General features: G+C 33.7%; 10 protein-coding genes, 1 tRNA gene and 1 pseudogene. 7 read left to right on the top strand and 5 right to left on the bottom strand.

The features are described 5' to 3' along the window. From QNJ66_RS04815 to QNJ66_RS04805, 3 genes and pseudogenes are all read left to right on the top strand, one after another. Positions 1 to 420 (top strand): annotated as a pseudogene (locus tag QNJ66_RS04815) (hypothetical protein); the annotation flags it as partial. A 211-nt stretch (positions 421 to 631) separates the two neighbouring features. Next, positions 632 to 1,786: an S-layer homology domain-containing protein gene (locus tag QNJ66_RS04810; protein WP_300503539.1), complete on the top strand. Its 1,155-nt coding sequence runs from the start codon at positions 632 to 634 to the stop codon at positions 1,784 to 1,786. A gap of 21 nt (positions 1,787 to 1,807) precedes the next feature. Beyond that, a complete protein-coding gene (locus tag QNJ66_RS04805) occupies positions 1,808 to 3,148 on the top strand; it encodes a TMEM143 family protein (RefSeq protein WP_300503537.1) in 1,341 nt (446 codons plus the stop codon). A gap of 146 nt (positions 3,149 to 3,294) precedes the next feature. Here the strand turns inward: QNJ66_RS04805 and QNJ66_RS04800 are convergent, their stop codons facing one another. Together QNJ66_RS04800 and QNJ66_RS04795 are read right to left on the bottom strand one after the other, a co-directional pair. After that, positions 3,295 to 3,684 (bottom strand): type II toxin-antitoxin system VapC family toxin, encoded by a 390-nt coding sequence (locus tag QNJ66_RS04800; protein ID WP_300503536.1) that lies wholly within the window; start codon positions 3,682 to 3,684, stop codon positions 3,295 to 3,297. Continuing rightward, on the bottom strand, positions 3,671 to 3,916 hold the full coding sequence (locus QNJ66_RS04795; protein WP_300503535.1) for an AbrB/MazE/SpoVT family DNA-binding domain-containing protein: 246 nt from the start codon (positions 3,914 to 3,916) through the stop codon (positions 3,671 to 3,673). Before QNJ66_RS04795 ends, QNJ66_RS04800 begins: the two co-directional genes overlap by 14 nt. 287 nt (positions 3,917 to 4,203) lie before the next feature. Between QNJ66_RS04795 and QNJ66_RS04790 the strand changes: the two genes are divergently transcribed. Next, positions 4,204 to 5,442, top strand: a complete 1,239-nt coding sequence (locus QNJ66_RS04790; protein WP_300503534.1) for a pentapeptide repeat-containing protein — start codon at positions 4,204 to 4,206, stop codon at positions 5,440 to 5,442. A gap of 257 nt (positions 5,443 to 5,699) precedes the next feature. Here the strand turns inward: QNJ66_RS04790 and QNJ66_RS04785 are convergent, their stop codons facing one another. Then, a complete protein-coding gene (locus tag QNJ66_RS04785) occupies positions 5,700 to 7,379 on the bottom strand; it encodes a transglutaminase family protein (RefSeq protein ID WP_300503532.1) in 1,680 nt (559 codons plus the stop codon). Positions 7,380 to 7,843: 464 nt separating this feature from the next. On the opposite strand from QNJ66_RS04785, the gene QNJ66_RS04780 reads away from it, so the two are divergent. Beyond that, entirely contained in the window at positions 7,844 to 8,266 is a 423-nt protein-coding gene (locus QNJ66_RS04780; RefSeq protein WP_300503530.1) for a DUF29 domain-containing protein, read from the top strand. On the opposite strand, the gene cbiD is transcribed toward QNJ66_RS04780, so the two are convergent. Continuing rightward, the gene (gene cbiD / locus QNJ66_RS04775) at positions 8,263 to 9,390 is read right to left on the bottom strand and encodes a cobalt-precorrin-5B (C(1))-methyltransferase CbiD (protein ID WP_300503528.1); all 1,128 of its coding nucleotides are present in this window, start codon (positions 9,388 to 9,390) and stop codon (positions 8,263 to 8,265) included. The genes QNJ66_RS04780 and cbiD overlap by 4 nt on opposite strands. Positions 9,391 to 9,392: 2 nt before the next feature. Then, complete coding sequence (locus QNJ66_RS04770) at positions 9,393 to 10,280, bottom strand: rhodanese-related sulfurtransferase (RefSeq protein ID WP_300503526.1); 888 nt, start codon at positions 10,278 to 10,280, stop codon at positions 9,393 to 9,395. Positions 10,281 to 10,459: 179 nt separating this feature from the next. On the opposite strand from QNJ66_RS04770, the gene QNJ66_RS04765 reads away from it, so the two are divergent. Further along, a tRNA-Ala gene (locus QNJ66_RS04765) sits at positions 10,460 to 10,532 on the top strand. A 96-nt stretch (positions 10,533 to 10,628) separates the two neighbouring features. Continuing rightward, a complete protein-coding gene (locus QNJ66_RS04760) occupies positions 10,629 to 10,784 on the top strand; it encodes a hypothetical protein (protein ID WP_300503524.1) in 156 nt (51 codons plus the stop codon). The last annotated feature ends 38 nt before the right edge of the window (positions 10,785 to 10,822 follow it).

Genomic DNA, 10,822 nt, shown 5'->3' with positions numbered 1-10,822 from the left:
CTTCCCAGAGTTATTCGTGATTTTATTCCTGAACATCAAGGTACTTTATTAATTTCCTATTTTTATTATCAAGCTAAGCAAGAAGCGGAACGAAATGGCACAGAAATGATTGCTGAAGAAGAGTTTCGTTATGCAGGTCCAATTCCTCAGTCAAGAGAAACCGGAATTGTTATGTTAGCAGATGGTTGTGAGGCTGCTTTACGTTCTTTAAAAGAGGCGACTCCAGAAACAGCTTTAGCTATGATTCAAAAGATTTTTAAGGCCCGTTGGCGAGATCATCAGTTAAAAGATAGTGGTATTAAATATGAGGAATTACCGATTATTGCTGAGGTATTTGTGAAGGTTTGGCAACAATTTCATCATCAAAGAATTGTTTATCCAAAAGCGGCCCTAGAACCGCAAAATAATAAACAAGGTTAACTGTTATATTACATAAAAAATGGTTTTCAACCTCTATTTTCAAGTATATAAAAACAAAAATATTGGAAGCATCCCAAAGTTACTTTCCTATAGTTTATTGATAATATTTGAGCAAATACAATTTCTCCCTATTCTCCCAGTCTCCCAGTCTCCCAGTCCCCCCGTCTCCCCACACTCCCAGTGTCCCTAATATTCTACATTTTGATTAACTATGTATCGTTATTTTATTCTTAGTTTACTGTTCCCGTTTATTACTGCTTGTAGTAATATTGATGGCTTAGAAGATCGTTTTTCTCCTAATCCAGAATTAACTGATAAGCAGGAAAATATTACCCCGTCTGCTTTAGAAATACCTCAAGATTTTCCTAAAATAATTCCTCAATATTCTAATTCACAATTACAAGAAATTTCTGATAACTTAAGTGACAAACAAGGTTTAATTCGTTGGTCATCTTCTGATTCTCTTGAGCAAATAAATAAATTTTATCAAGAACAATTTAAAAGTAATACTTGGGAAATCACTCAACCTTTTAATAATGAAGATAATACATTGATAGCTGAGAAAGAAGGATTAGAAGTTAAACTATCCTTTCTTGCTGCTAATAATGGTAATACAGATTATACGATTAATTATCAAAGCTTAAATGCTTCAAATTCATCCACAACCGAAGAACCTGTAACATCTTCTCAAACAAAAAATAATGATAGTAAAAATATCAATAATATTCCTCAATCATTAACATCCTACGTAAAAGATATTAGTCAATTAGGAACAATAAACTTTAATAATAGTGAAAATAAAACCATTGATGGTAACACTATTATTAACCGTCGAACCTACGCAAGATGGTTAGTAGAAACTTACAATAAATTTCATGAAAATAATTCAGCTAAACAACTGAGATTAGGGGTTAATACCTCTCAACCGGCTTTCTCTGATGTTAGCACCAATGATCCTGACTTTGCTATCATTCAAGGGTTAGCTGAAGCAGGGATAATTCCTTCTCGTTTAACCGGAAATAGTAGTGCGTCTTTATTTCGTCCTGACACCCCTTTAAATCGAGAAGATTTGCTTACTTGGAAAGTTCCTTTAGACACGGGAAAAGGTTTACCAAAAGCTTCTCTTGATAATATAAAAGAAACCTGGGGGTTCCAAGATACGACACAAATTGATACAAAAGCTATACGAGCATTATATGCAGATTTTCAAAATGGAGAACAATCTAATGTTAGGCGTATTTTCGGTTATACCACACTATTTCAACCCAAAAAAGGGGTTACTTTAGCTGAAGCGGCAGCTAGTTTATGGTACTTTGGTTATCAAGGTGATGGACTTTCTGCTCAAGATGTATTATCTATCAATTAATCATTCTAGTTTCAATATTTTATGTCCAATATTCGAGAATCATTCATTCCTTTTCGTCGTACAGATATCATTAATCTTTGTCTTGAAGATGGGAAACTTCAAGGTAAAGATGTCAAGTTATTCCAAGAATTTTGTGATATTTTAGTTGCTTTTTTCCATTTTAGATTTCATTCTACTTTGGAAACTATCAAGGATAATTATACTATTTTTAATCCTAATTCTGATGTTAAAGCATTACAAGAACCCAGTTTAGAAGAGTATGAGGAGATGCAGGATAAGGTAATTAAAGGGTTTAAATATATTTTAGAAAGAGCAAATTATATTCAACTTTCTGATGAAATTGTACAACAATCATTGGAAGCAAAATCTTTAATTAATCTACAAACAGATGTTGATTTTGATGATTTTGACGAGTTCTACTGTTATTATCGTGGCGATATTGATGAACATATTACTGTTAAAAAATTCAAGTTTTTTAAAAAAGAAAGGATTATTGATATCTTAGAAAGAGTTGTTTTATTAATTAAATTTAAAGGGCCAGGATATTTTCAAGCAAAAGCGAAAAAAGATAAGCAATATAAAAACCTTAATTTTATACCGGGGAAAATGTATCTTTATTTCTATAAAAACATACCAAAACTCGATATTGATCTGCTTTTTCCTAATATTGAAACTAGCATGACATGGAAAGATAAATTATTTTTTGGTGTTCCTGCAATCGGCGCTGCTATTCCTTTAATATTGCGAGCAGTTCCTAACATTTTACTGATTATTGTCGCTATTCTTATCTTACTTAAAGCCGATTCTGTTGTACAATCTATCGAAGTTGATAAGGAAAAAGTTAGGGATCTGATGCCTATTTTAGTAGCAACTTTATCCTTAACTATGACATTAGGAGGATTTGCTTTTAAGCAATATACTAAATATAAAAGTAAGGAAATTAAGTTTCAAAAAGAAGTCAGTGACACCTTATTTTTTAAGAATTTAGCTAATAATGCTAGTGTTTTTCAAGCATTGGTAGATGTTGCGGAAGAGGAAGAATGTAAGGAGATTATTTTAGTTTATTATCATATTTTAACCAGTAAAGAAAAATTAAATCCTGAAAAATTGGATAGAAAAATTGAACAGTGGATGACAGAAAAATTAGGTATTGACATGGATTTTGATATACAAGGACCACTGAATAATTTAGAGAAACTTCGGGGAAAAATTGTTCATGAAGATAACAACGAAGATGAAATAAAAGAAGTTTCTTTATTATCTTATGACCAGCAAGGAAATATAAATATTTTATCCCTAGAAGACTCAAAAATGATTCTAGACTATGTTTGGGATAATGCTTTTCAATATAATGGATGTTAAATATAGCAGTTCCCATACTTGTGAGGTACAGAGGTTATCGCTTTGAGGCAGGAGGCAGGGGGCAGGGGGCAGGATTTAGATGTACCTCGTGAGTCCGAGAAAACCTATATTTTTTCTTTTTTAAAGTAAAGTTAATCCAATAATCTTTAGGATAAACAATTAAAACCTTTTTCATTTTTAAGTTTACGGTCAAAGGTGGTGGTATGTGATGCGCCTGATTGAATAGCTATAGCACCAATTAGATAGTCCGAAAAATCGGCGTTTCCTTGTTTTGTCCGTTGTAAAGCCTGATAAAAAGCTGAACGATTTTCAAACTCAAAACTCTCACAAGAAAGCATGAGTTCTAAGGTTTTGAGAATATCTTGCTTAGTATATTGATAGGCTTCCCCTTTTAACACCCACACTATTTCGCATAAAACAATATTAGCAATAAAGCACCGTTGTCCACTTTCGATTATTTGTCGTGCTTGCTGCCATTGAGCTTCATCATCTTTTGTTAAGTAACGAATTAAGACATTTGTATCAAGTCCAATCACTTGCTCCCTTCCTGATGGCTTTCTCCATTTCCTCTAATGTGACGATTTTTTTTTCAGTTCGCTTTAAAATTCCTGATAAAGTTTGAGCATTGACAACGAGAGGGATAACTTTCACTTCTCCACTTTCTGTGATGACAAAGTCTACCTTGGTTCCCGTTTCTAGTTTTAAATAGTCTCTAATTTCTTTCGGGATTGTTACTTGCCCTTTACTGGTGATTGTGGCACTTGCCATTACTTTTTTCCTTTATTTTACTCCTTACTTTATTGTAAGGAATTTTCAGCAGATTATCAATGGTTTATTTATAGCAGTCGCCAAGGCTATTAGTTACAAAAATCAAGCAGACTAAAATCTTGACTATATAAGGGTTTGAAGTGCTATTGAAAACAGAGATTTTCAAGATAAACTTGATTTCTTTAACTATTTTTCAATGTTAAGGTTACTCTATCTAATTATTTTCTATTTACTTTTTATTCCTGTATATTTTAAACTAATAAGATAATGACTTTATTCTATTTACAATGTTTAGACAAAAAAATAATTGTTCAAATCTTCCTGAAGCTTTGGTTAAACTTAAAGCTCAACAAATTAAAGAAGATAAACTTAATAAAGGAATTATAATCTTAAAAGACAATCATTGCCAAAATTTATTAGAAGCAAGAAAATATTTAAAATTACATCCTATTGAAGTTTTTAGATGGCGTTTTAATCAATTTTTTAAAAAAAAAGAATTGAAACCTATAATTTGGTTTTTTTGGGATTTTAGTTCATTAAAATTTATTTATTCAAAAATCAAACCAGAGATAAAAACCTATAGTAAAAAAGAACCTTCTACTTTTTTTTTATGGTTTTTAGGAATTTATTTTGCAACATTTAGTATTTCCAGTTCTCGGTATGAAAATAGAAAAGATAGTCTTGAAACAAGATTAGCTATTATTGGTACACAATTAACTACAGAGGCCAGAAAAGGAGCTTTTAGAAGTGTTATAAGAACACAAAATGCAGAAATTCCTAAAAAGCCTGAGATATGGAATCCTCCAACCATAATTTTTTCTTTAATAAAAGATGAGATAGATGCAGACATAATAAAGGAAACAAAAGAGCTAGTAATGAGTTTAAAAGATAAACTTAATAATTTAGATTTATCTGAAATCAACCTCGAAGGAGCCGATCTCTATAGAGCCAACCTCAAAGAAACCGACCTCGTTGGAGCGAACCTTCAAAGAGCAAAACTTCAAAGAGCTAATCTATCTGGAGCCAACCTCAATTTTTCCTACCTATCTGGAGCCAAGCTATCTACAGCCAATCTATCTGAAACAAGTCTCTCTGGAGTCGATCTCTCTGGACAGTACCTGATTGAAACCGATCTATCTGGAGCGAAACTCGAAGGAGTTGACCTTATTAAAGCCAAACTTATTAAAGCTAAACTCAAAGGAGCCGACCTTAGATTAACCGACCTATCTGGAGCCAACCTATCTGGAGCCAATCTATCTGGAGCCAATCTATCTGGAGCTAATCTATCTGGAGCCAACCTATCTGGAGCCAACCTATCTGGAGCCAATCTATCTGGAGCCAATCTATTTAAAATAAATATATCAAATATCAATGAATTAAAATTAGCAGAAAATTGGGAAAAAGCAAGTTATACAGAAGCAGAATTTAATTGGGCTGACATCAAATGGATTCCAAAAGAAAAAAAAGCAAATGATATGGAAATCCAAAAAATTAGGAATAAATTGGCAAAAACTAAGAATAAGTAAAACTTGATACCAAACTTATGCTAGATGTAGAGGATTTTTTTGTTTTTAGAGTTGGATAAGTGCATTTATCCGACTCTAAAATTTCTAAAGTTAGGCGATCGCTCTATTTAAGAAGTCTTACTGTTGCGCAATAGTTGAAAAGGAGATCGCACTTTCATCAAAAATCATCCCGCAATAGTGCAACGGCAAATTTTTCTAAGGATTTTTTTAAATAATCTTCGGGCAAAATATCAGCCAATCATGAATTATGCTCCGATTCAGGAGGGGGAACACTCTTCTAAAATGGTGAACTGTACATGGTTAATAGCTAAGTTACCGATAGATACCTGTTGCTTATTTAAAACAACCCCATCGATCATTAACCGTTCAAAGGGAACCCCTTTACTCATTTCTGCATGATACCAAGCTAACCCCATGAAAAACCGTGTGGGATATGGGCCGCCTTCGTAAATATCATCAGGGTTTGATTCCATCGGCAACCAACCGATCCCAGGAATATAGAATTCCAACCAAACATGATTATAATCTGGCTTTAAGGGGATATTATTGACTAAAGCAGTGGCAGGACATTTGTAGCGGCCAACGGTACGACAAGCAATGCCATTTAAACGAAATAATGCTAGTAATACCCCCACATACTCCCCACAAGATCCTACCCCTCGTCTTAGGGCAATATCGGGGGTATCAATATGAGGTTTAATACCATAGGAAAGGCGATCGTAAACATAGTTACGAATACTATAAATTTTTCTCAATAGATTGGTTTCTCGTCCCACTGCTTCAACGGCGGCCCGTTTAATAATATCTGTATCCATCGCTAAATTATCATTATCCACTAAATAGCGATCGCCATAATCTGGGGGCATCTCGGCGAGATTTTCACAGTCAGGAGGGGTTAAATTATATTTGATTCCCCATACTTCGATTAAAGCTTTCCAGCCGAAAATGCAACGGGTATGTTCAGTTAGGGTATCAAATTTAAACACGGCCACGCGCTGACCATTTTCGGTTATTTCGGTAAAGGGTAGGCCGATAGGTTCTACTTTACGGACTTTTTGTCTATGGGTTTCGGCCGGTAAGGCCATGCGCCATTCTAAGTTGTTTAATTCGATGGGATCAAGGGGGGCCAACTCTTCTACATAAGTCATTTCCACTAGATAACCATTAGAGAGGGCATAATGATCTTTAGGATAGTAGCGAAAATATAAAGGATGGATAAAGGTTTCTATGCGATACAGTAATTCATGGTTAGGATCGGCGTTAGGATTATCTCGGATGTAGGGTTCATGATTCACATAAGAGACATATAAAATGTCTTGATCTGTGTCTGGATCGTGATAAAAGGTTAATCCTGTGGGACATTCAAAAGGGGTTAATAAACTAAATTTCTGTGTTCCTGTAGCCCGATCTAAACAATAAACACTTTGTTCTAGGGTATCGCTAACCCATAATTCTTCTCCTTTAATTGTAATATTTTCAATGCCAATTCCTGGAGCGTACAAATGGGTTATTTCTTGGGCATTTTCTCTATCAAAAACAGAGATTGTTCCTGCTTTTTGTGAGGAAATATAAACGCTTGATTCCCAGATAGCTACCCCGTCCACACGATCAGCAAGTCGGATGAATAGTTCACATTTGAAATCGGGATCGTCTAAGTTACAATAATAAACACTATAACGGGATGTAAACCACAGTTGATTATCGGCGATCGCTAGTCCAGTAACTCCGATAAAATCTTCCCAGTTATTGGTATTCAGAATTTTTGTATTATGAGTTATGGGGTCAACTTCTAAAAGATAACCATTGCGATTATCTAAGGCATATAATTTATTATTATAGAATGCTATTCCATGAATTTCTGAGGCTGCAATGGGACGAATAGTTGCAGCATTAAACTGTTGTTGTGGGGAGACAGATAAAAGGGTATCAGAAATCATCTTTGATGCTTAAGGATGTTTATCAGTGAACAGTTAGCAGTTACCAGTGAACAGTTATCTTGCTCATGACTCATTGGCTTCTTCTAGTTTACCAAGTGTAGCAGAATCAACCCTTAAAAAATGCTTATCTTGAACCAATTATTAGCTTAAAATCTTTTATTTTTTTTAATTATTTTATAGAAACTATAGATACCTGTACTGAAATCTTCCCAATTAGACTAAGTAGTTGGACATAAGTAAACAGCACTGTATTAACTTATGTTAAAAAGGCTATAACCTTTACCTGTTAACTGTTTTCCGTTCCCTGTTCTCTTTTTTCACAGATAACTTTAAATTTGTCCAACCACTTACAGATGTCTATATTGTAGGGTTTAACTGCTGTTAACGTCTAAGCAAATTTTTAGTCAGACTGTAGGGAATTGGTATAATAATAATACTGAATCAGACAAAAATGAGTCAAGCTAATGACTAGCTATTCATCGGATTATTATACATGGACAAAAGAACAAGTTAAACTACTCAAATTGAAACAATTTGAAGAAGTTGACTGGGACAATTTAATTGAGGAGATAGAAGATTTGGGTAAGAGTCGTGAAAACGCTTTGGAAAGCTATTTAGAACGTCTTTTAGAACATCTTCTAAAATTATCTTACTGGGAATCTGAAAAAGAATATTGTACTAGAGGTTGGAAGGCTGAAATTAGAAATTTTAGAGCGCAAATTAAAAAAATTATTCGCAAAAATCCTGCTTTAAAGAATAAGTTAGAACCAATCTGGAAAGAAATCTATCCTGTACGCATTTCTATCATGGGAGAACTTTTTTCTATTCCTGATAATAATCATATTTCTCTTGAAGATGCGCTTTCAGATGACTGGTTTCCTGATTAAAAGGTTAATTTATTCTGCAACAATTTACCTGTTTCACTAGCCATAATAATACGGCGATCGCGTCCAAACAGAATTGAGCCAATATTAACGTCAAAATCAACATATTTTTGAATATATATTTTGCTTCTTTTGTCAATAGTTTGGGCTAAAGATTTATAAATTTTTTCTGTCCAATTATTGTTTGTTTCTGTATCTACTTTTCTCAAAAATTGTAATCCATCTTCTGTGGTTTCACAATCTAATATTTGTTGTAAAATTTCATTTTCTAATCCTACTTTTACCCCATGAGTGATTAATATTTCTAGTCTTCCATCGGCCAAATGATGATGAGTATGGAAAATTCCTCCTGCTAATTTTATCAATTTTCCATGATAGCCAAATAATAAAATAGATTCTATTTTTTCCATAGCTGCTGTTACTAATAATGCACCTAACCAGTTAGCAGTTTTGATTAATTGCTGGTCATTTATCCCCATTTTTTTTGCTAAATTTAAACCATTTTCTCCTATACAAAATACTAAGGTATCAAATTTTTTTGCCTTTTCCCTTAATTCTTGTTGATAACTCTCTAATTGTTCGGGGGAACTCAAAGGTTGAGATATACCAGAAGTTCCTAACAAAGAGAGTCCTTCAATCACCCCAAATGCTTCGTTTGATGTTCGTTTTGCTAACTTTTTTCCTTCCGGTAAAATAATTGTGACAATTATGACTTCTCCTGGTTTTAAATATTGTTTTAAATTACTTATTAATAATCGGTTTGCGTAGGAATAAATAGCAGATTTATTATTATTATTTATCTGTTTACCTATTCCTTCTCCTCCTTTGATAATAATTTGTTTATTCTCATTTTTTTCACTATTTTCTTTGAGTTCAACTATTGCCCATATCGGGGTATTTCTAGTTAAATCTAAATTAGCTCCTGGATCACTTAAAGTAATAGCTAAAGCAATATTTCGGTTGATTTTTGCCACTTGTTGAATAGGAATAGTTACAGTTTGAACCGGTTCGATTAAATCTAGGGAAACTGTATCAACATCTTCTTTATTTTGTAAATGCCACAAAGCTGCGATCGCCGATGCACAGGCAAAGACTGGTAAGGTATAACCAGAGATATTTTTAGTCATATTTACTGTATTTTTTTCTTTTGTAATAATTGTCTTTGTTTTTCCCTTTGTCTAGCAATCTTTTCAGGAGTTAAACTATCATAGCAATGGGGACAAGAAACACCTTCTTCATATTTATGCGATGTTTTATCAGTTTCTGAAATAGGATGGCCACAACCTAAACACATCTCATAACTGCCTATCTCTAGTTGATGTTTAACGGCGACTCTTTCATCAAAAACAAAACATTCTCCTTGCCATAAACTTTCTTTTTCTGGAACTTCTTCTAAATACTTTAGGATACCACCTTTAAGATGATAAACTTCAGAAAATCCTTGTTTCAATAAAAAAGATGTTGCTTTCTCGCAGCGTATTCCTCCAGTACAAAACATAGCTATTTTTTTGTGCTTTTTAGGGTCTAAATTTTGCTGCACATAATCAGGAAATTCTCGAAAAGAATGAGTTGTAGGATTAATAGCACCTTCAAACGTTCCTATATCCACTTCATAACTATTTCTGGTATCAATAACCATAGTTTCTTCATCCTTAATCAAGTCATTCCATTGTTCAGAAGTAACATAAGTTCCAACTTCTTCACTAGGTTTAACTTCTGGTATTCCAAGGGTAACAATTTCTCGTTTTAAACGTATTTTTATCCTTTCAAAAGGAATATCAGAAGCAGTAGAATATTTAATCTCTAAGTCAGCTAAACGTTTGTCCTGCCGTAAATAGTTGATCACTGCCTCAATACCACCATCCGTTCCGGCGATCGTTCCGTTAATTCCTTCGAGGGATAATAAGATGGTTCCTTTGATGTGACAATTTTGGCAATATTCCAACAATAAGCCCTGTTTTTCAGCATAGTCAGCAAAAGAAAAGAACTTATAGAACGTAGCAACAGTATAAGTCATGTTCAGTAGTTTAGCAGTTGATAATCAGTAAGGCTTAATGATTAAGCCCATGCAATATTAAGAGCAATAGGGTACAGGAAAAAAAATTTCTTTCACCCCTTGACTATTTTAGATAAATATATGTATAGTAGGGAGAGTGAGTAAAATATCGACACAATAAACCGTCGGTTAGTTTACTTGGGGGGTTAGCTCAGTTGGTAGAGCGCCTGCTTTGCAAGCAGGATGTCAGCGGTTCAAGTCCGCTACTCTCCATGAGAAAAAAAGTTCTTTGGGACTACCTTTGGAAACAGCACATTCTTTCTATTACCAGTAAATCATAATAGTTATGAGTATGATTAAATCTTGACTATGATTGAGATCACAATAAAAATTGGCCAAAGACAGTCTCTTACTAACACTGGGGAACATCAACAATCAGGGTTTTATGATGATAGAGAGAGGGATAGAGATAGTGATGATTTGATTTTAAGTTTGGGATGGCAACCCTCAGAGATTTGTGGATAGTAAGAGTAGTTATAATCAAGTAAAAGATACTAGGACTC

Origin of the sequence: Crocosphaera sp. (assembly GCF_030064895.1) — a bacterium.
In the GTDB taxonomy this organism is placed as follows: domain Bacteria; phylum Cyanobacteriota; class Cyanobacteriia; order Cyanobacteriales; family Microcystaceae; genus Crocosphaera.
The sequence above is the reverse complement of the archived record's forward strand: the minus strand, read 5'-3'. Positions and strand labels throughout refer to the sequence as shown.